This is a genomic window from Thermoplasmata archaeon (genome assembly GCA_015063285.1).
Classification (GTDB): domain Archaea; phylum Thermoplasmatota; class Thermoplasmata; order Methanomassiliicoccales; family Methanomethylophilaceae; genus Methanoprimaticola.
In genome coordinates, this window is record SUST01000007.1 from 50,497 (window position 1) to 70,898 (window position 20,402).

The 20,402-nt window shown below is 52.5% G+C and carries 23 protein-coding genes and 1 tRNA gene; 13 read left to right on the forward strand and 11 right to left on the reverse strand.

Annotated features, from left to right (window positions below; translation table 11 throughout):
* Positions 1-115 precede the first annotated feature (115 nt).
* The 3 genes from E7Z62_05600 to E7Z62_05610 all read right to left on the reverse strand — a co-directional run bounded on the left by E7Z62_05600 (position 116) and on the right by E7Z62_05610 (position 2,133).
* Entirely contained in the window at positions 116-670 is a 555-nt protein-coding gene (locus E7Z62_05600) for a hypothetical protein (protein MBE6522583.1), read from the reverse strand.
* Positions 671-1,103: 433 nt separating this feature from the next.
* On the reverse strand, positions 1,104-1,616 hold the full coding sequence (locus E7Z62_05605; GenBank protein ID MBE6522584.1) for a hypothetical protein: 513 nt from the start codon (positions 1,614-1,616) through the stop codon (positions 1,104-1,106).
* Between the two features lie 199 nt (positions 1,617-1,815).
* Positions 1,816-2,133: a hypothetical protein gene (locus E7Z62_05610; protein MBE6522585.1), complete on the reverse strand. Its 318-nt coding sequence runs from the start codon at positions 2,131-2,133 to the stop codon at positions 1,816-1,818.
* Positions 2,134-2,358: 225 nt separating this feature from the next.
* On the opposite strand from E7Z62_05610, the gene E7Z62_05615 reads away from it, so the two are divergent.
* Positions 2,359-3,297, forward strand: coding sequence for a hypothetical protein (locus tag E7Z62_05615; protein MBE6522586.1), 939 nt, complete (start codon positions 2,359-2,361; stop codon positions 3,295-3,297).
* Between the two features lie 276 nt (positions 3,298-3,573).
* Here the strand turns inward: E7Z62_05615 and E7Z62_05620 are convergent.
* A tRNA-Glu gene (locus tag E7Z62_05620) sits at positions 3,574-3,646 on the reverse strand.
* A gap of 121 nt (positions 3,647-3,767) precedes the next feature.
* On the opposite strand from E7Z62_05620, the gene eif1A reads away from it, so the two are divergent.
* From eif1A to rsmA, 8 genes are read left to right on the forward strand one after another with little or no spacing between them, the layout of a single operon-like run.
* Entirely contained in the window at positions 3,768-4,097 is a 330-nt protein-coding gene (eif1A, locus tag E7Z62_05625) for a translation initiation factor eIF-1A (GenBank protein ID MBE6522587.1), read from the forward strand.
* Between the two features lie 15 nt (positions 4,098-4,112).
* On the forward strand, positions 4,113-4,901 hold the full coding sequence (locus tag E7Z62_05630) for a serine protein kinase RIO (protein ID MBE6522588.1): 789 nt from the start codon (positions 4,113-4,115) through the stop codon (positions 4,899-4,901).
* On the forward strand, positions 4,898-5,446 hold the full coding sequence (locus E7Z62_05635) for an RNA-processing protein (GenBank protein MBE6522589.1): 549 nt from the start codon (positions 4,898-4,900) through the stop codon (positions 5,444-5,446). The genes E7Z62_05630 and E7Z62_05635 overlap by 4 nt, the downstream gene beginning before the upstream one ends.
* Before the next feature lie 9 nt (positions 5,447-5,455).
* On the forward strand, positions 5,456-6,682 hold the full coding sequence (locus E7Z62_05640) for a tRNA pseudouridine(54/55) synthase Pus10 (GenBank protein ID MBE6522590.1): 1,227 nt from the start codon (positions 5,456-5,458) through the stop codon (positions 6,680-6,682).
* 11 nt (positions 6,683-6,693) lie between these two features.
* Positions 6,694-6,990: a 50S ribosomal protein L21e gene (locus tag E7Z62_05645; protein ID MBE6522591.1), complete on the forward strand. Its 297-nt coding sequence runs from the start codon at positions 6,694-6,696 to the stop codon at positions 6,988-6,990.
* Positions 6,991-7,000: 10 nt separating this feature from the next.
* Positions 7,001-7,351 carry an RNA polymerase gene (locus tag E7Z62_05650; protein ID MBE6522592.1) on the forward strand — a complete coding sequence of 117 codons (351 nt, stop codon included), beginning with the start codon at positions 7,001-7,003 and terminating at the stop codon, positions 7,349-7,351.
* A 16-nt stretch (positions 7,352-7,367) separates the two neighbouring features.
* Positions 7,368-7,919, forward strand: coding sequence for a DUF655 domain-containing protein (locus tag E7Z62_05655; GenBank protein ID MBE6522593.1), 552 nt, complete (start codon positions 7,368-7,370; stop codon positions 7,917-7,919).
* Positions 7,916-8,698 (forward strand): ribosomal RNA small subunit methyltransferase A, encoded by a 783-nt coding sequence (gene rsmA / locus E7Z62_05660; protein MBE6522594.1) that lies wholly within the window; start codon positions 7,916-7,918, stop codon positions 8,696-8,698. Before E7Z62_05655 ends, rsmA begins: the two co-directional genes overlap by 4 nt.
* Before the next feature lie 4 nt (positions 8,699-8,702).
* On the opposite strand, the gene E7Z62_05665 is transcribed toward rsmA, so the two are convergent.
* Complete coding sequence (locus tag E7Z62_05665; GenBank protein ID MBE6522595.1) at positions 8,703-9,830, reverse strand: haloacid dehalogenase-like hydrolase; 1,128 nt, start codon at positions 9,828-9,830, stop codon at positions 8,703-8,705.
* Positions 9,831-9,861: 31 nt separating this feature from the next.
* Here E7Z62_05665 and ychF point away from each other — a divergent pair, with 31 nt between their 5' ends.
* Together ychF and E7Z62_05675 are read left to right on the forward strand one after the other, a co-directional pair.
* Positions 9,862-11,049 carry a redox-regulated ATPase YchF gene (gene ychF, locus E7Z62_05670; GenBank protein MBE6522596.1) on the forward strand — a complete coding sequence of 396 codons (1,188 nt, stop codon included), beginning with the start codon at positions 9,862-9,864 and terminating at the stop codon, positions 11,047-11,049.
* Between the two features lie 4 nt (positions 11,050-11,053).
* A complete protein-coding gene (locus E7Z62_05675) occupies positions 11,054-13,456 on the forward strand; it encodes a DNA polymerase II (GenBank protein ID MBE6522597.1) in 2,403 nt (800 codons plus the stop codon).
* Here E7Z62_05675 and E7Z62_05680 read toward each other — a convergent pair whose 3' ends face one another.
* On the reverse strand, positions 13,457-14,242 hold the full coding sequence (locus E7Z62_05680; GenBank protein ID MBE6522598.1) for a hypothetical protein: 786 nt from the start codon (positions 14,240-14,242) through the stop codon (positions 13,457-13,459).
* 60 nt (positions 14,243-14,302) lie between these two features.
* Here E7Z62_05680 and E7Z62_05685 point away from each other — a divergent pair, with 60 nt between their 5' ends.
* On the forward strand, positions 14,303-14,728 hold the full coding sequence (locus E7Z62_05685; GenBank protein ID MBE6522599.1) for a hypothetical protein: 426 nt from the start codon (positions 14,303-14,305) through the stop codon (positions 14,726-14,728).
* A 37-nt stretch (positions 14,729-14,765) separates the two neighbouring features.
* Here E7Z62_05685 and larC read toward each other — a convergent pair whose 3' ends face one another.
* From larC to E7Z62_05705, 4 genes are all read right to left on the reverse strand, one after another.
* A complete protein-coding gene (gene larC / locus E7Z62_05690; protein ID MBE6522600.1) occupies positions 14,766-15,950 on the reverse strand; it encodes a nickel pincer cofactor biosynthesis protein LarC in 1,185 nt (394 codons plus the stop codon).
* Entirely contained in the window at positions 15,950-16,699 is a 750-nt protein-coding gene (gene larB, locus E7Z62_05695; GenBank protein MBE6522601.1) for a nickel pincer cofactor biosynthesis protein LarB, read from the reverse strand. Before larB ends, larC begins: the two co-directional genes overlap by 1 nt.
* On the reverse strand, positions 16,696-17,457 hold the full coding sequence (gene larE, locus E7Z62_05700; GenBank protein ID MBE6522602.1) for an ATP-dependent sacrificial sulfur transferase LarE: 762 nt from the start codon (positions 17,455-17,457) through the stop codon (positions 16,696-16,698). The genes larB and larE overlap by 4 nt, the downstream gene beginning before the upstream one ends.
* Before the next feature lie 170 nt (positions 17,458-17,627).
* Positions 17,628-18,617, reverse strand: coding sequence for a leucine-rich repeat domain-containing protein (locus E7Z62_05705; GenBank protein ID MBE6522603.1), 990 nt, complete (start codon positions 18,615-18,617; stop codon positions 17,628-17,630).
* A 229-nt stretch (positions 18,618-18,846) separates the two neighbouring features.
* Here E7Z62_05705 and E7Z62_05710 point away from each other — a divergent pair, with 229 nt between their 5' ends.
* Positions 18,847-19,470 carry a 50S ribosomal protein L15e gene (locus E7Z62_05710; GenBank protein MBE6522604.1) on the forward strand — a complete coding sequence of 208 codons (624 nt, stop codon included), beginning with the start codon at positions 18,847-18,849 and terminating at the stop codon, positions 19,468-19,470.
* Between the two features lie 80 nt (positions 19,471-19,550).
* On the opposite strand, the gene E7Z62_05715 is transcribed toward E7Z62_05710, so the two are convergent.
* The gene (locus E7Z62_05715) at positions 19,551-20,396 is read right to left on the reverse strand and encodes a hypothetical protein (protein MBE6522605.1); all 846 of its coding nucleotides are present in this window, start codon (positions 20,394-20,396) and stop codon (positions 19,551-19,553) included.
* Positions 20,397-20,402: the final 6 nt, after the last annotated feature.

Here is a 20,402-nt window from a genome sequence, read left to right on the forward strand (position 1 = left end):
TGCAAGTTCAAGCGAAGGGTCGTACAGCCCAGGTGGAGTGCGTCTTTTTCGAGACAAAACTTGTGATTCCTCATCTGTCACCCATACGAGGGCCGTATGGCCCTCTTTGGGTTCATCAGATGAACGTGACCATCTGGTTCAGGGTTCCATCGGCGTTCTTCCGGATGTACTTGAATCCCAACCTCTCATAATACGGGATGAGTTCGTCATGGCAGTCCAGACGGACCATCCTGCATCCGACTATCCTCTTGGACTCAAGCAACTCCCTTATCGCCATCCCTACCAATGTCTCGCCGAATCCCTTCGGTGCGTCCGGGGATCTTGACAGTTGTCCCAAAAGATACGACTGCGCGACATCGTTCTTCATGTCGATGTTCATCCTGTGCCGTATCTTCTCGCTTATCTCTTTGGTGCTATCGTCATCGCTGTCGGACATGGCACATTTGATCCCGATCGTGACATAACCGAGTATGTTCATGTCCGTATCCACTGCGATGTACGTTCTGGAGATGTCCCTTTTCTCCATCTCGATCGCTTTGTTGTGCAGATACGATTCGGTGGCCGAATCGAACACGCCCTTGTATCTTTTCAGACTCTGGGCGACCTTCTCCTCTCCGAATCTTATGATAAGTTCTGTCAGCGGGATGATCTCGTAGTCGACTCCGTCCAAAATATCAGTCCCTCTTCGAGTGCTTCTCCACGAATCTCTTCATGGATTCCTCGTCGGCGTATACGAACTTCACATTGTGATCGATCTTCGCATGCGGTTCCTCTTCCAGGAACGCCAAGAAATTCTCCAACGCCTCGGGCGTATCGATGATCATATCCTCGTAGAATGATTCCGTTGCCATCTCAGGACCTCCTTGAAGGTATCAAGCACCCGTTCGGTTTTAAAGTTTCTCTTTTCATTTTCATTTTATCCATATCTCCTTTCATGAGGATCATAGGGCCTCTCCGAGACCCAAGCATGCGATTAAAAAGACCGGATGCACGAAGCTTCCTATGACAGTGGGAAGCCCGATGATACGGTCTGATGCACGCAAGGGGCGAGGAGGGCCCGTTCCGACCATGATCACTGCTAGCTGTTATCCTTCGCCCTGGGTTCAATCGGCCGCCATCGATGCCCCCGGATATTTCCAGCCGTTGCTGAACATGTCCGTTCCCGATCCCATATACATGTAGACCAGCCCTTCCAATCCCATTCTCTCCAGGTCGGACTCCATCCTCGCGAACCTCCTCAGAGGTATCCTGTTTCCGAGGATGGTCTTCTTCGGCACGAATATCATATGCTCCGGATCGTATGGCGTACCGCCTATAGCATACGCCTCGAAGATCTCCCCTCTCACGTTCTCGAAGCATCTCTCCTTGAATCTGTAGACCCCCGGATTGTCCAGTTCCAATGCTGTCCCCGTGATGCGTTGCCTGTAATGGCAGTCCACATGGAACACCCTTCCATCGTATCTGAAAGTAAGATCGGGTTTGACGCATTGGTTCCCGTACTCCCATCTCCTCTCCTCGCGGGTCCTGACTCCATGCAGAGGAACGCAGAATCTGCTTAGTTCCTCAAACATGCATATCTCGAAATCGATCCCCAATCCTGCAGTGTAATCACACATATCTCTCATTCTCCTTGTGTTTCGTTCTTGGGATGCGTCCGTCACTACGGTCACAGAGCAGCAAGGTCTCCGGAAATCTGTAGCAACGTTCGCGGGAGAATGATCCTCACGTTGAGTATTAAAAAACTGGATGTTGCAGTCAATATGTGCAGCGATGCGGCATATCGCATCGTTCCATGATAAAAATAGGATAAGGTTTTCAAAGATCCTTTTCCGGATCCGAAGGATTCTCGGGCGGCTGCACCTCGGCCAGCTCGCCGACCGCCTTCTCCAACAGCACAGCGATGGACTGCCCCTCCATCGTCAGGTACAGGTGCATGGTGTTGTGACGGGACGGTTTCACACCGATCAGCCCGACGGCTATCAGCTCCTGTATACGGTTGAACCTGGTGCGGTTCCCCCTGGTCCTCAGATTGAGGAGCTCGCTCTTGGAGATACCGGGATTCCTGAGAACATCGATTAATATCGCCACCGTATAGGGCGAATCCAGTAACTCCAAGGCCGTGTCCCTGTCCATCTAGATCACTCGTTCTATGGAAAACAGTTTGTGATTATGCATAATCTGTATCTTTATTTAACCTTGATTGGTAAGTATTCCAGCATTTTAAAGAGCTCATACATCCCCGATATCGGCGATTTGCACTTTTGCTAATCTATTTATACTCTCATAGTTTTATGTTGTTTGCAATTCTATGAGGCGAAGTCCTTTAGGATTGGAACGAAAGAAAAAGGAGAGAAAGATATGAGCGTTTATCCGTTCAGGGACAAGATAGGAGAATACCTCCTGACCAGGAAAGGCGTGATCTCGGATGTGACCTGGGCCAACCAGGACCGCAGACTGAGACGGATGGACCGCGAGTTGATCGCCTTGAAGGAGCAGGGTATGATAAGTACCATGGCTCCTTCGAAGATGACTCCGGAGGACGTCAAGACCTTCATCCTCTTCCGCAAGGCGAAGAAGGTGGGGGCCTCGGACCTAAGCCACGACATCACACTCCTGGAGCAGTTCCTCACCTATTCGGGGAACTACGCGGTGCAGGTATGCCTCCAGAAGAACACGGGCCTCAAGCCGAAGGACAACTCCCATCAGCGTCTGGACCCGCTTCCGATGGAGATCTACCGCACCATCCTGGCCAGGTCCAAGGAGATAGACTACGGGGACTTCCCGACCGTCCGCGCCTATGCGATGGTTCTGCTGTACATAGGCACCGGGGCCAGGAACAAGGAGATCCGCTTCTGCAGGAGGGACGAGCTCAACGACAAGTCGTGGCTGATCCATTTCACCCACGTCAAGGGCGAGGACACCTACGGGAGACCGAGGAACGTCCCCATCCCCGAGGAGATCCGTCCCATGATGTCCGAGTACCTGTACCACAGGGACGTATGGCTCGCGGCACACGACAAGACCTCCGAGATGCTGTTCTTCCAGCTCGGCGGCGAGTGCTCGACGCTGTCGTCGAACTCCATCAGGAAGATCAAACAGAAGGTGGAGGATCAGATCGGACACAAGTTCGAGCTCCGCGACTGCCGCAGGGCATTCGGTCAGACATACAAGGACCGCGGTCTAGAGATGGAGAAGATCTCCAGGCTCATGGGTCACAGCTCCACACGCGTCACCGAGCTGTACTACTGCGGCGTATCGGAGAACGACGCGATAGACGGTGCAAGGAAGCTCTGGTGATTAAGATGTCCGAGGGAACCGTTGCAAAGCTTGCCATTACGGCAATAAGCTACCCCATTCCAGCTGCGGCTCTCTCCGATCCGAAGTCACCTCAGGTCGACCTTTCCGGACCCGTTCCGGACACACTCATACCTAAAATACAGTTTTGCAATAATGCTATTTCTATCTCTTCGATTTCGGATAAAAAGGGGCACTTCATCCCTTCCGAAACTATGGTCAATAGTTTTGCTCCTGAGCAGGAGCACTACTTTTTTGATCTGGGTGAGGAAAATTTAGTGCTCCAGACGGGATTCGAACCCGTGTGTCAGCCTCGAAAGGGCTGAATGATTGGCCGCTACACTACTGGAGCTTAAGGAAGACCATCGCAAACTCCTTTATAACGATTATCCTGATAAATTTGGATTCGGAACGGTAAAAATCGACCATACCCTTTTATAAAGCCCTCTTATAAGGAGTTATTAGAGGATAATATGAGCGACAATGAACCGCTTGAAATGCCTGATGAGGACGTAACCCGTGTACGTCTGCCAAACATCAAGGAAGCAGAGATGTTCGGGATAGCGGATCAGCTGCTCGGCGCATCCAAGATCAAAGTCATGTGCGAGGACGGAGTATCCCGCGTAGGACGCATCCCTGGAAAGATTAAGAAAAGGATGTGGATCAGGGAAGGCGACCTGCTGATCATATCCGTATGGGATTTCCAGCCTGACAAATGCGACGTCAGGTTCAGGTACACAAAGACACAGGCCGTCAACCTCAGCAAGAGGGGCAAGATCCCCAAAAACTTGGATATTTTCTGATCGGGAGATCTTTAAATGCCCTCATACGAGGAGGCATACGCGTACCTCGAGCGTCGCGTAGATGCCCTGAAGACCAACAAGACCGGCGACGAGAAGGAGACCGAGGCCGAGGTCTTCGACAAGAAGACCCTAATGACCATCTACGAGTTCATGAAGGACGGTTACATCGACTCCGTCCACTACCCCATATCCACCGGCAAGGAGGGCAACGTCTTCTACGCCACCGATGATGAGGAAGAACCCATGGCCCTGAAGATCTTCAGGACCTCCACATCAACCTTCAAAAGAGTGGCCAAATACGTAGAAGGTGATCCAAGATTCAGAGGAGTGACCGGTAACCGCTGGAAGCTCATCTACGCATGGGTCAACAAGGAATTCAAGAACCTGGACAGATACATGGAGGCAGGAATACCGGTTCCCGAACCCATAACGTTCGCACAGAACTGCCTGCTGATGGAGTACATCGGCGACGAGACCGGACCCGCACCGCAACTCAAGGATGTTGTCCTAGATGATCCGGACGAAACCTACGAGCAGGTCCTTTCGTTCATAATCGACGGATGGCAGGAGGCCCATCTGGTCCACGGGGACCTCAGCGAATACAACATACTGATGATGGACGGCGAACCGATCATGATCGATGTAGGCCAGGCCATGACCAGGGACCATTACAATGCAAAGGAGCTCCTGGAGAGGGACATCCATAACATAAACAGCTTCTTCAAGAGAAGGGACGCGGACGTCTGGACTGACGCCGAGGTCCTGGAAGAGACACTCAACGATAACGGAGATGAAGAGGAATGAGATCCATCAGGATACCCCAGGACAGGGTAGGAACGCTCATCGGTAAGAACGGGGAGACCAAGAAGGTGCTCCAAGATATATCCGGCATCAAGATCGACATCGATACGGAGGAAGGAGAGGTCATCATCCACGATGACGGGGAATTGGAAGACCCCCTCATGCCGCTCAAGCTCATGGATATCGTGAAAGCCGTGGGCAGGGGATTCAATCCCGACAAGGCCATGAGGCTCTTCGACGATGATGAGTACTTCGAGCTCATAGATGTGAAGGAAGCTATCGGAGACCGCTCCAGCCAGATGCCCCGTGTCAGGGGACGCCTCATCGGTAAGAACGGAAAGACCCGCAAGCTTATCGAGGAGCTCACAGGATGCGACATGGTCATCTACGGCAACACAGTGGGACTCATCGGAAACTCCGTCAGTCTCCCGGTGGCAAAGCATGCCTGCGAACTGCTTATCAACGGCAGCGAGCACGCGACAGTTTACCACTATCTGGAAAGCCAACGCCCCATGCTCAGGATCACCGAGATGGGATTCGACCTCTGAAGTGATACCATGGAAGATTGGATCGCCGACAACATCGATACAGCCAAGGCACTGGCCGAATCAGGCCTGTGCGACCATTGCCTGGGACGCATGTTCGGAAAGCTCGGGACCGGAATGACCAACGATCTCCGCGGAAGGATGATCCGTGATGCTCTGAAAGAACAGGGCATCGACGCTCCGGCAGAGGATTTCTGTCCGCTGTGCGAGAATGTCTTCGACATGCTCGGAAGATTCGCGGAGGCGGCAGCAGAGAAGATCAACGAAGTGGATTCCGACAACTTCCTCATAGGATCGAGGATCGAACCCGAGATCACACAGAGGGAGAAGGAGATCAAAGAGAAGTATGCCCTCGAGAACTCCGAGACAATAAAAGCGGAACTCAACCGCGAGATCGGAAAGCTGGCACTTCCCATGATACACCGTCCCGTGGAGTTCAAGAACCCTCAGGTCGTAGCACTCGTCGACACCCGTTTCGCAGATGTGACTTTGGATATCGCACCAGTCTTCATAGCCGGACGTTACAACAAGTACAGTAGAGAGATCCCGCAGACCATCTGGCCCTGCAGGGTATGCCACGGAAAGGGCTGCGACCACTGCCACGGGGCCGGAAAGATGTACCCTACATCGGTCCAGGAGATCATAGGCGACATCGCACTCGAGATGGCTGACGGACAGGAGCACTTCTTCCACGGTATGGGCAGGGAGGACATCGACGCCTGCATGCTCGGCGACGGAAGGCCGTTCGTCCTGGAGATAAGTCAGCCCAAACACAGGTACATCGACCTGGATGAATTGGAGCGCAGAGCGAACCAGACGGACATGGCAGCATTCAACAGCCTCAAGTTCGTACAGCGCGAAGCGGTGGAACGCTACAAGGCCGCCGCATCTGATAAAGTATATCACGTGCACGTTAAGGCAGAGGGCAAAGTTAATAAAGAGGAGTTAGTTAAGGTTGCCCTATCGTTCAAGGACGTCAATATAGACCAGAGGACTCCACGCAGGGTCGAGCACAGACGTGCGGACCTTGTGAGGAAGAGAAAGATCCACTGGTGCCAGGCGGAATGGGCTTCCGACGATTCCTTCGATCTCGAACTCGAGACCGATTCGGGGACGTACGTGAAGGAATTCGTGTCCGGCGACGAGGGCAGAAGCGTACCGAGCTTCTCTGAGAGGCTCGGGATACAATGCAAAGTCGAGACCCTCGATGTATTGGCGATCAAATTCGAAGAACACTGAAGGGATAAGCAATGCAGGCATCCAGCGGAACAAGGACAAAGACCCGCAACAAGCTCAAGAAGTCAGTAAGGGCACGCGGGCTCTCACCCATCACGAAAGGTTTCCAGATCTTCGAGACCGGAGAGAAAGTCAACATCGTAATCGACCCCAGCGTACACAAGGGAATGCCCTTCTCCAGATTCCACGGACTCACCGGAGTCGTCGTCGGAGAGAGGGGAGCAGCGTACGAAGTCTCCGTCAAGGACGGAAACAAGACCAAGATGGTCGTCGCACGCCCCGAGCACCTGGTAAGGAACATCGACAACTGAAGGTATAGAAATGACTGAGCGCTACGTCACACTGGCAGAAGTAAGGGACCTCCTCGAAGAGGTCGCAGAGAGCAGGAAAGGCACAGCCGGAGAGCTCGAGGACGAGGACGTTCTCCTCGCATCACAGAAATCAGCATTGGACCATGCGCAGAAAGTCTCAAACATATCCCTCGAGGACGCTAACAAGATCATCGAAGAAGTTAGCCAAATCGAGGATGTTACGGATGCCATTGCTGTGAAAATCGCGGACATCCTCCCCAAGTACCCGGAGGACGTCCGTGCAATCTTCTCCAAGGAGAGGGTCACACTCAGCAATGACCAGATAAACCAGATCATCGAGATCGTTGGTAAGTACATCTGATTGGGGTGGTTTTCCCATGGAAGAATACGCTTACATTCTTGATTATCTGCCTCAGGGTGCGCCGAATTCTGGTTTCGGTAAGAAGGAGCCTATCTGCTACGCACTCGGTTCCGAGGAGTTCAAGCTCTTCGAACTGATCGCGAAGCCCAACGCCCAGATCACCGTCGGACAGAAGACGTTCATCGGAAAGGATTCCGAGACCCAAAAGCGTGATGTGATCGATCACGTCAAGAGGAGGATCACATACAACGACCTCACCAGCAATGCAATCTCGGAGCTCGATTTCGCAGTCAACGACATAGTCATGTCCAACCAGGCGAAGTTCATCGATTTCATCAACAAGGCCGAAGCCATCAGCATGCGCAAGCACTCGCTGGAGGAGCTCCCCGGTCTGGGAAAGAAGTCCATGAACATCATCTTGGAAGAGAGGAAGAAGGGCCTCTTCAAGGACTTCGGAGACCTTGCTGCCAGGACCGGCATCAAGTCCCCCGAGAAGCTCGTCGTGGCACGCATCGTACTGGAGATCGAGGATTCCGAAAGGAAGCACTACCTCTTCGTGCAGAGATGAACGATACCGGCAGACTCATAGCCGATACGGGCATCGTTCCCAAAAAGAGCAAGGGACAGAATTTCCTCATAGACGACCGTGTGGCCGACAGGCACATCGGATACGCCGGGATCAAAAGCACGGATAGGATCCTAGAAGTCGGCCCAGGCCTGGGCATCCTTACGAAAAGGCTCATCCAAGCCTCGGACAATGTCACGTGCATCGAGATCGATGATATCCTTGCAGATTACATATCGGATACGTACGGGAGTTCGCTTAGGCTCATCCACGCGGATGCGGTGAAGGAACCGTTCCCGGACTTCGACGTGTTCGTCAGCAATCTCCCGTACAGCGTGTCCACGCCCATAATATTCAAGCTCCTGGAGTATAATTTCAGAACGGCTGTCGTGATGGTGCAGAAGGAATTCGCGGACCGCATGGTCGCCATGGTCGGGAGCCCGGAATATTCAAGGCTGACCGTCAATCTTTCATACAGGGCCGACTGCGAGATCCTGGAGACCGTGCCGGCATCGAGATTCAATCCCCGCCCCAAGGTGGATTCCGCACTCGTCAGGATTACCCCCAGGGCGCCCCTCTTCAAAGTCCTTGACGAGAGGACGTTCTTCAAAGTGGTAGAGGTCACGTTCAATCATCGCAGGAAGAAGATAGGCACATCGCTGAAATCGGCCCGCATGATGGAGCCGGGTGACGATGTGCCTTATATAGACGACAGAGTGGAGAGGCTCAGGCCTGAACAGATCGGCGAGATAGCCGATGCCGTATTCAGGCTGAAGCACTGAGCCCTCACTTCTTCTTGACCCCGTCGCCGTATATGGTGGTCCAATCGTTCTTCATAGAGATGGGCACCCAATCGTTCTCCTCGCACAGCTTGTACATCTTGTTCGCCGCATCCATGTTGCCGTACTCCCTCTCGAGGTCGTCGCAGCACAGCATGAACGCCATAGCCTTGTACTTGTTGTCAAAGAGGGCATAGTTGGCCATACTGGAATCCGAAGAGGAGTTGCCGAATGCGAGCACGGGCTGCTTGCCGATCTCCTGCACTATGGAAACGATCTTGTTGAAATTCAGAGTCTTAATGACATGCTCTCCGCCGTATATGATCTCGTCATCTTCCTGATAGACGTATTTCGAACCGTCCTTGTCCTGACCGGTCGCCACCAGCAACTTGTCCGATCCCTTGATCTGGTCGTTAGGCAGCTGAATGGGAGAATCGTCCAGCAGTGCACGTACTGTGAGCCTATCCGTACCGCTGATGACGTATACCGTGAAATCATTCTCCTGGAGTGCATCCACCATCTGGAGCATCGGTTTGAAGAAGGCGTCGCCGCGGAGCATTCCGATGTATCCGGGTGACGGATTCTTTGCATAGTCTTTAACATACTTGTCCATCTCTTCCAGGGTCAGGCCTTTGAAAGCCATCGCCCTTGCTGTCTCCAACCTGTCGTCAAGGACTCCGGGTGACGGTGCGGCCTGCTGGTCCAAGGCCACCTGCCTTTCGAATTCCGATGCTTTGTCCTTATAATCAGGATCCTCCAGGATACGGTAGATCATCATGCTGAGGTCAAAATAATGCGTATCCCTCTCGCAGATCAGCGTCCCATCCATATCGAAGACGGCTATACGATCCTCCACCGGGATGAAGTCCTTGCTCTTCTCATCGGTCACCGCTTTCAGATAAGAGACGAAGGCCTCCTTCGATTCGGAACCGTCCACCCACAGGGACATATCCGGATCCACATAGCCATGCCCCTTATCATCAGACATCGCATTGAACGCATACAATCCGCTAACAATCAACAACAGGCATACCGCAACTGCGGATACCGCCTTCCATCTTCCAACTTCATCCATGGAACTCGTCTCGACATACAGATGATAATATTTTAGGGGGGCTGTCCACCCAAAGCACATTTATCCGTAAAGTCATTCTCTGGCCGATAGCATGCAGATAGGAATTGTAGGGAAACCGAACGTTGGTAAATCGACATTTTTCGGAGCGGCCACCATGGCGCCCGTCGAGATCGCTAACTATCCCTTCACTACCATCGAACCCAACAAGGGAGTCGCTCATGTGCGCACACCCTGTCCCTGCAAGGAGCTGGGGGTCACATGTACGCCCCATAACTCATTGTGCATAAACGGGACCAGAATGGTTCCCGTAGAGCTCCTGGATGTAGCGGGGCTGGTCCCCGACGCATGGCAGGGCAAAGGACTGGGGAACCAATTCCTGGACGACCTCAGACAGGCGGACGCCCTGATCAATGTGATCGATGTGAGCGGATCCACCGATATCGAGGGAGTGCCCGGCGATGTGGGATCCCACGACCCGACAGAGGACATAACCTTCCTTAGAAAGGAGATCGAATACTGGATGAGGGAGATCCTAAAGAACGGATTCAACAAGATGGCAAGGGCTGCCAGGATGACCGGTCAGAAGCCGGAGCAGATCATCCAGGACAGGCTCGCAGGACTGAACGTCACAGAAGCTCAGATAAAAAAGGCCTTACTCTCGGTCGAGATGCCACCGGACATAGTGAACTGGACCGATGACGATCTTCTGAAGCTGTGTGTCAACATCAGAGAGCAGTCCAAACCGATGATCGCGGCCATGAACAAGGCGGACATCGCACCAGCAGGGAACATCGAGAAGGTCGAAGCGATAAACGACATCTGCGTCGTCACCATGGCTGAGACAGAACTGGCCCTGAAGAAGGCGGCTGCGGCGGGACTTATCGAATACACCGCAGGGGACCCGACATTCACGATTAAAGAGGGAGTGACCCTCAATGAAGGCCAGAGGAAAGCCCTTGACTACATGAAGGCCAACATGGAGAAGTACGGCGGTACCGGTGTGCAGAAGTGCATCGAGGATGCCGCTTTCAAGATGCTGGACCTCATCACCGTCTACCCCGTGGAAGACGAGAACAAGTTCACGGACCACTTCGGACGCGTATTGCCGGATGCATTCCTACTACCTCGCGGTTCCACGGCCAAGGACCTTGCGTACAAGGTCCACTCCGACCTGGGAGACAAGTTCATCAGAGCAGTCAATGCGAAGACCAAGCGCACCGTGGGTGCGGATTACATCCTTGAGGACGGGGACGTCATAAGGATTGTAGCCAACAAGTGATACGATGGGGACTTGGGACGTCAGGATAATCAGCGCATCCTCGTCGCAGGACGGGGATGAGCCTGTGATCGAACTGTTCGGGAAGACCCGCGACAGGAAATCGATCACCATCCTGGCCTACGGTTTCAGACCGTATCTCTTCGCCGTAGATCCCAAACCGGATCTCGACCAGCAGATGAAGGACGATCCCGAGGTCATCTCGGCCGAGCACGATACCCTGCTGTACAAATCCGAGATGCATGACGTCCTGAAGGTCACCATCAAGAGCCCCTGGAAGATATCCGAATTCAAGAACAGATTCCAGAGGAAAGGCTACAAGGTCCTCTCAGCGGACATATCCTTCCAGCACCGTTTCTTCTATGACAAGGATATGGGCGCATGCATAAGGGTAACCGGAGAGCCCATCGACAGACCGTACTACACCGACCTTGTGATCAAGATGGACTCGTTCGAGAACATCGACCCGTTCGACCCTGGCCTCAAGATCCTCTCGTTCGATATCGAGAACTCGGTCGAACATGAGTTCATCTACGTCATCTGCTCGACCATCAAGGACGGGGACGAGATGCGTAACGGTCCCGCCATATCAGGGAACGAAACAGAAATCATCGACGGTTTCGCCAAACTTATCAGGGAAGAGGACCCCGACGTGATCACAGGGTACAACATAGACAACTATGATATCCGCAAGATAATGGAAAGGTCCAAGGCCAGACGCATGAAGGATGCGCTGCCCTGGGGAAGGGACGGCAGCCAGCCCAAGCTCATCAGCGACCGTTTCTGGAGGGTAAAGGGACGTCTTGTCTGCGACGCGTGGTGGGCGGTGAAGAAGCAGCTCCGCCCCAAGCAGGAGACACTCAATGCCGTCTCCATGATGCTCCTTGGAGAACAGAAATTGGACGTGGACCCGAAGTACATGGACTCCGAATGGGCCAACAACAGGGAGAAGGTCATAGAATACTGCTTCAAGGATTCCGAACTCGCTCTCCGCATACTCCTGGAAGTCGACACAGTCCGTAAGGATATGGATCTGGCAGCGGTGTCCAAACTGACTATCGAGGACGTCATGACATCGGGTTCCTCCCAGCTGTCGGACTCATTGCTCATCCGTGCCGCTGACAGGAACAAGGTCGCCGTCCCGATGATGGGCGCCAGGGTAGCCGGCGCCGACCAGATTGAAGGAGGATATGTTCACAGCATGACGCCCGGACTCTACCATTGGGTCTGCGTGGAGGACTTCAAATCCATGTATCCTTCGCTGATCATTGCGAAGAACATCTGTTTCACAACGCTCTGCGAGGATGGGGAGATTATCAGCCCTTCCGGGGCACGCTTCATGTCCAAGGAACGGAGGGAAGGACTCCTCCCCAGGATCCTCGAGGACCTCATGGCCGAGAGGGACAGGATCAAGAAGCAGATGAAACAGACCACGGACCCCCACGAGCACAACTATCTGGACGGTCTTCAGGCTGCGGTCAAGGTCCTGATGAACACCTTCTACGGGGTGTTCGCATCCACATTCTACAGATTCACCGACAAGAGCATCGGTGCTGCCATCACAGCGTTCGCGAGGGCTAACACCATAGGCATCATCAATCAGGTCGAATCCGAAGGTATCCATGTGATCTATTCAGATACTGATTCAATATTCATGCAGTCTCCGGAGAACAATCTGGAGGGATCGGTTGCATTCGGAGAGAAGATGGCCGAGAGATTCTCCGTGGACGGAGGAACACTGGAGTTCGAGAAGCTTCTTGAGCCGATGTTCACACACGGGATGAAGAAAAGATACGTCGGCAAGATAGTCTGGCCGCAGGCAACGGATGAACTGCTCGTTAGAGGTTATGAGATCAGGCGTTCCGATTCATTCGACCTACAGAGCAAGATGCTGACCGAACTGTTCGAGATGATACTCGAAGAGAAGAACGACGAAGCCCTGACGATGGTGAAGACCACCATACAGGATGTCAAGAACGGAAACGTGGACATCTCCGAACTTGTGATCTCCAAATCATGCAAAGGGCTGGACGCCTACGAGAATCCCGACAGGATGGCCAATGTGCAGGCTGCGAAGAAGCTCATAGATATGGGGTACGATTTCATTCCCGGAATGAAGGTATCATGGATAGTCACCGATTCCAAATCATCTCCTCAGACCGTCGAACCCTACGTGAGCGGTGTGGAATTCAAGGGCAAACCAGACTACAAGTACTACGCGGAACGTCTCTCCCAGACCGCATCAAGGATCACTGAGGTTTTCGGATGGGAGGAAAAGGACCTGCTGATGGGCAACCAGCAGGCCACATTGTTCGGCGGAAGGTTCGATTCCGGCGACGCTCCCAAGAAGAAGAAACCCGCCGACGAGAAGCCTAAGGCCAAAATGAAGAGCCTTGACGACTTCTTCTGATCAGCAGCAATGCTCGCACTTTGGTTTTGTCGATTCCCTCCAAGCATTGTCCTTGAGGAATGAGAATCCGCTGTCCTCATCGAGCTGCTTGTACAGTTTATATGGCATGGACAATGCCATTCTCCCGGGATCGATGAAACGCCTGGTGAAGAACTCCGTCAGTCCGAGGACCATGCGAGGTACCTCTCTTTCACCTTCCTGCCTAGGCATCGCATACAGCTGTTCACATCCAAGTCCGAAAGCTGAACGTATTACGGAATCTTCGACCTTACGGGAGAAACTGGCCAATGTGATCATGGCTGAATACTCGACTGCATCCACCATCAATACGACAGTCTCGATCGGTGCCCTGATACCCTCAGCTTCGTCGATAGGCTGGAATACAACGCAATCATTCCCTTTACCATAAACGGGCACCTTACTCAGATAATTATTCTCAGCCATCTCCGGACAGCAAAAATAGTGTCTTCCCTCCTTACCGTCCATCCCCGAAGAGTATCTGTTGGCCATTGCCTTCCTACATTCCGAATCCTCACCACCCATTCCGAGTCCGTCCCATGCGCCCTTGCATCCGATGCGCTCCTTCTTGGCAGCGACAGTTTTTCCTTCCATGGCCGGAAGGAGTAGACTTCTGACGATGCATCCCCCTTCTCCGGGTTCTCCAGCGTAGTCCGGGATCTCATCGAGATGGTAGATGGCAATCGGATTGTACTTCAGTTTCAGCAATTTGACTAGGTCGCCCATAACATCACAATTATCGAACATCATTTTGGACATATAATCCATTCATATTTGCATCGACATTGTTTATATCATGAATGAGGTTCAATCCTCAGAGGAATAAGAATGGGAGAATTGAAGCAAATCAACATGCCCAATGGCGATACCTATGCGGGAGAGGTCGCATACGGTAACTTCGAAGGACATGGGATCTACACATTCGCGTCCGGAGCCAGATACGAAGGCCAATTCAGGAACGGTATGTTCAACGGCAAAGGGGTCTACGTCTGTGCGGACGGTGACCGTTACACCGGTGAGTTCGTGAACAACATGTTCGAAGGATACGGGATCTACATCAAAGCAACTGGCGACAAGTACGAGGGACAGTTCAGAGAGAACATGTATCACGGGAAGGGCGTCATCACATACGCCAACGGCGAGAAGGACGAGGCAGATTTCAAGTACGGAAAGGCACAGGGCGTAGGATACCACACTTGGCCTGACGGCGTGAGGGCCGAAGTCGAATTCGTCGACGGAAAGTTCAGATACTGATCTGTTTTCTGACCGACTGCCCAAAAGGGCGGTCGGTTCATTCTTTTGATTTGGGTTCGAAGCGTATCGATTCCCTGACTTTTCTGATTGAAACACCGTGTTTCTCTGATGCCTTCACAAGGTCATCATGCTCGGGTTTCCATTTCGTGATGCCGTATCCTTCCGAGACCTTAATACGGACGTCACCGTATTCAGTGTGACAATTCTCGATACGAGAGGACATCTCGAACCTTTCCGCCTTCCAGATCCTAAGACCGATGGTAGAGGTGTTCGCAAGTATGAGCTTCGCCAGCTTCTCCTTGTCCGCCTGACGGCACAGGCAGGTGAGCCTGTAACCCGGTCTGCCCTTCTTCATAATCATAGGCGTAAGGGTGGCATCGCGCGCGCCCTCTTCAAGAAGCCGGTCGATCATGGGGCCAAGGTCTTCGGGCGTCATATCGTCGATGTTACAATTAATCTCATAGATCTCGAATAGCCCTTCGCTAGAATCACCGATGAATGCCCTGACCATGTTCGGTATGGAGAATTCACGGTCACCCATACCCATGCCTATCCTCTGAATGGTCATGCGGGGACGCTGCCCGAAATCCTCCGCAAAATGTCCGATGATGGCAGCACCTGTGGGGGTGGTGAACTCTCCCTCTAGATCGCCAGCATAATTGGGAACATTCCTGAGCAGCAATGCGGTGGCGGGAGCAGGTATTGGAAGCTTTCCGTGGGCACAGTCCACGTAACCGTATCCAGTACGCAACGGTGAAGACACTATCGTATCCGGAGCCAATTCATGAATAAGCAAACAAGCCCCTACGATATCCGCAATAGCGTCTAACATGCCCACCTCATGAAAATGGACCTCTCCTACAGATGTTCCGTGCACCTCTGATTCGGCCTTTGCGATATCCTCGTAGATCTTCATCGCATGATGCTTGACTGGATCAGGGATCTTCAGCCCGTTGATTATGTCAAGTACTTCCACCAGAGTCCTATGGGGATGAGAATGGTCGTGGTGATGGCCTTCAGGCTGACCATGGACCAGGACCTCTACCTTGTTACCTTGGATATGGTTTATCTCCTTGGGGTGCACCATGATCTCGACATCTGGTATGCCCGCCGATTCGAGCATGATCTTGATCTTCGAAGGATCGTCCAAGAGACCCGATAATGCTCCGAGTAGCATATCGCCGGAGACCCCTGCGTTGCATTCCAAATAAAGCGTCCTCATTAGATCTCTCCTCTCTTATCGATGAGCGATGCGATATAACCTGCGCCGAAGCCGTTGTCAATGTTTACAACACTAACTGTGGACGCACATGAATTCATCATGGCCAGCAATGCCGTCAATCCTTCGAATGATGCCCCATAACCGACTGATGTCGGGACCGCTATGACTGGTACGCTGACCAATCCGCCAACGACACTGGGCAGAGCGCCTTCCATTCCTGCGGCAACGACGACTGCGGTCGCACCCATGATTGTATCGGCATCTGAAAGCAGACGATGTATACCTGCCACTCCAGCATCATACGACCGCTTCACGTTGCAACCCAGCACCTCTGCCGTGACCGCAGCCTCCTCAGCGACCGGGATGTCGCTCGTTCCTGCACACACCACACAGATATAACTGGCCCTCTTCTTTTCGGGAATATCTCCTACGATGCATATCCTGGCATCCTGCCTGTATTCGGCCTTCAGACCTTTGGATACGGCAAGATCGCAGGTCTCCTTACCGCATCTCGTCACCATGACGCATTCGGAACCGTTCTCCAATAGCGTCTCCGCAATTTTGATCGACTGCTCAGGAGTCTTGCTGGCGCCGTATATGACCTCTGAAGCACCCTGCCTCGACTTCCTCTGAGTATCCACTTTGGCGAAACCGAGATCCACGAAAGGTCTGGAGCGAAGCATACGCTCTGCATCCTCCACCGACATCTTGCCGTCCCTGACAGCCTCCAGGATCTCCCTTCCGGTCATTGCGGCTTCCTCTCTCCGTATGTAACTGACTTGTACTGCTTGAGAAGGACTTCCTCGATTTCGGGTTTCATCTCCTCCAGAAGGTCCTTCTGTGAAGGCAGCGTTTCCAAATGGGCACAGCCGTCTATGTCGCGGACCCTAATGTCCTTGAAGCCCATGACCCTGATCTCCTTCTCGACATAGTTCACACGCTGTGTGTTCTCCCTTGTGACCGGAGTTCCTGTAGGGATACGGGTGGCCAAACATGAATCCGAAGGCAGATCCCAGGTTGGGAGTCCAGCCTCTTTAGACAGCCTGCGGATGTCTTCCTTCGTCAGACCGCATTCCCTGAGGGGAGAACGTATACCTAGTTCGTCCAGAACCTTCATGCCGGGTCTGGTGGCGGGATCGTCCGATGCATTGGTCCCGTCCATCATGTACTTGGATCCGAACTTCTTCACCCTCTTCCACATGATGGTAGCCATCCTCTTCTTGCAGAGATAGCATCTATCTGGCCCATTCGCAGCGATATCCTTGCATTCGAATATGTCGTCCTCAATGAACTCAGGATTGAAATTGAAGCGCTGGCAGAGATTCTCGACATTGACCAGCTGGGCGACGGTCTGGAATCCTCCAGTGTAGAATACGGGGATCATGTCCACGTCCAGCCTCCTGCAGACGTACATCAGGTAAGTCGAATCCACCCCGCCGGAGAATGCCAAGGCTGGCTTGGGGTTGTCCTCGAAGAATTTCACCAAATTGTCAGGTATCGTTTCCATTCTAGCACTCTCACTTGTATCGCTACCTCTCTTATTTTAGACATCGCGTGCGAAACTAGACTGACCGCAGATTGATAGAATCGCAATCCTATTGCTGCTCTTAGGGTGCGGATATCATAATCAAGGAACAAGGTGGAAGAGGGGTGGCCCCTCTTCCGTTTTATCTGAAATCAGACAGAGCTTTGCTGTTTCTTATGGAGGTAGTAAGCTATGGCCGCGATGGCTATGACGGCGCAAACCCCTATCGCGACATAAAGCAGGAGATTATCGTTTGATTGATCCCCGGCACTGTTCTGGAGATACAGGTAATAATCCCCGTTGCCCGTCCATACAGTCCCTCTCAATTGGTCAATATCAAGGTCGTTGAAGTCGTGTTCTTGTCCGTCGACGACGAATATGCATGTGAATGCATTTTCACCGATTTTTTTCACATTGCTGCTGATCTCCAAATACTCGGGACCGACCATCGCGAAGGCTTCTCCGCCCACCTCTTTGCATGAAATAGTCAGTTTCTTCAATGATCCAATGCCTCCGAATGACTCCCACCCCACGTATTCCAAAGTCTCGGGGAGAACTAGATCGTGCAAAGCCCCGCTCAAAAAGAATCCATTGTCCCCTATTTCCTTCAAAGAGGCAGGTAAGGTGAGGGAAGCTGGAGAGCAATAGCCGAATGCGGTAGGACCGATTTCTTCCAGACCCTCCGAGAAATTGATTGTTTGAATGTACTGGTTGATAAATGCGCACTCCTTGATCTTCTTGACGGAACCATCGAAGGTCACCGTTTCAAGTTTTGCTCCTTCCTCATCATCGACCCAAGCAAATGCCCTCTTACCGACACAGGTTACTCCGTCCTTGATCTCGAGATTCTTCACGTTGGGCCATCCTGCAGCCTTCCTCCAATTCGGTTCCTCGCCGGCGTCATCGTAGTCATCCATATCCGCTTTGTCTTTGCCTTCCTTCGGAGTGATCGTCATTGTGTCGCCTGAGATCACCCAATGGACGTCACCATCATTGCCCTCTTCGACCGTCTCCTCAGCAATAAGGCCGTCTGCAAAAAGAGGTACCAACGCAACCACCATCATGACAGCTGCACAAACTACCGCGATCCTGATTGGACGATGGTTCTTCTCAACATTTTCATTCTCAGTTGTGGTGTACATATTAGCACCTAGTGTGATTTAGATACCGAATTGAATTATTTATGATGACCGTATGATTGTCGGCATATGTACCATTATGCGCTCTCTTAGGCCCCTGGACAGTCTTTTGAGGCGCGCATGCGCATCTATGTAGCCCTTTTATATACGTTATAAACATCCCCGACTACAGTGAGACGCTTAGCCTCACGAACGGAAATGTGCCGTAAGGTGAATCCGTAAAGGTGATAAAATGAGCGAAGAGACTCAAGAGACACGCCCGGTCAACGGGAAGAGCATGTACAGCTACATCGCTGATGCATGGGACGTACCCGAGAAATCCTACGTCAAGGCATTGAACTACGAGCGCCGTATCAAGTGGAGGAAGGAAGAGAACTTCGTCCGCGTCGACAAGCCCACCCGTCTAGACAGGGCCAGAGCACTCGGATACAAGGCAAAGCAGGGATACGTCATCGTAAGGGCGAGGGTTAGGAAGGGATCCTTCCGTAAGAGAGCCATCGTCACAGGTAGGAGAGCCAAGAGAAAGGGAATCAACCAGATCATCACCGGCAAGAGCATCCAGAGGATGGCCGAGGAGAGGACTGCGAAGAGATACCCCAACCTTGAGGTACTGAACTCCTACTGGGTAGGAGCAGACGGACAGCAGGAGTGGTATGAGGTCATCCTCGTCGACCCCGCACACCCCGTCATCAAGGCCGACCCCAAGATCAACTGGATCTGCGAGAAGACACACACCAACCGTGTCTACCGCGGAAAGACTTCTGCCGGACAGAAGGGACGTGGAATGAGGCACACCGGAAAGGGTGCTGAGAAGGCCAGGCCCTCAGTCAAGGCCAACCAGAGAAGAATCAAGTGATCTTAAGATTACGGTAATCTCAAACCTCTTAACCGCCCGCAAGGGCGGGTTCATTCTATAATAATATCAATATAGCAGACTCAAAGGCCCTGCTCTATCGTTCTGTAGATCTCCGACACCTCATCATCGGTCATTCCGATGGTAGGGAAGAATACAGGATATAGATACTGACTGACATCCACTCCGGACAGCTCATCATAATCGGTACCCATAACGATACCGAGCAGCCTTTTCTCATCGTCCTTGTCGGGATTGAACTGCCTGAGATAAGAATCGTATTGCTTCAGCACAGAGAAGTCCGCATCTCCTTCGATCATGACCCTGCATCCGCGCTTCATCATCAGCCAAGCAGAAACTACGCTTCTCTCTGAACCGTCCAATTGGGCGAGGACCTTACCCTGTGTCCCTACCGGAAGCCCAGCATGGCATTTGATGTAATCCTGGAAGATGAATGCACGGTTGTCACGTGCCTCGACATAGAACGTGACATCGGGATCGGTGAGGTCGACCTTCACACCCTTTTCCTCATTGGCAAGGAATATGGCTGAACCTATCTCCTTTCCCATATCGAGGCTAGTGTAACCCTGATTCCCTTCCCTGCGGGCCTTCACAGCGAAGGACTGACCCTCGGAAAGCCTTGAGAGAGAGTATTCCGCTGCGACTCTGCACATATCCTCCATCTTGGAAGTGCTCTCTTCGGCGATAGACATGGATGCGACACCGAAGACCTTCCTAAGAGACCTGACAGCAGAATCGATGTCAGTGGCCTCGACATAGAACCTGGCACCTCTGCTGGTAACCAATGCCTCCACCCCATCCTGCATGAGCATGTCGAGCATGTTGTTCTTCATCGTGCTCTCGAATCTCTTGCGGACAGGCGTGCTCTTCAGCCCGATTTCGGCATATCTGATCAGTATTATGGCCACACTTCC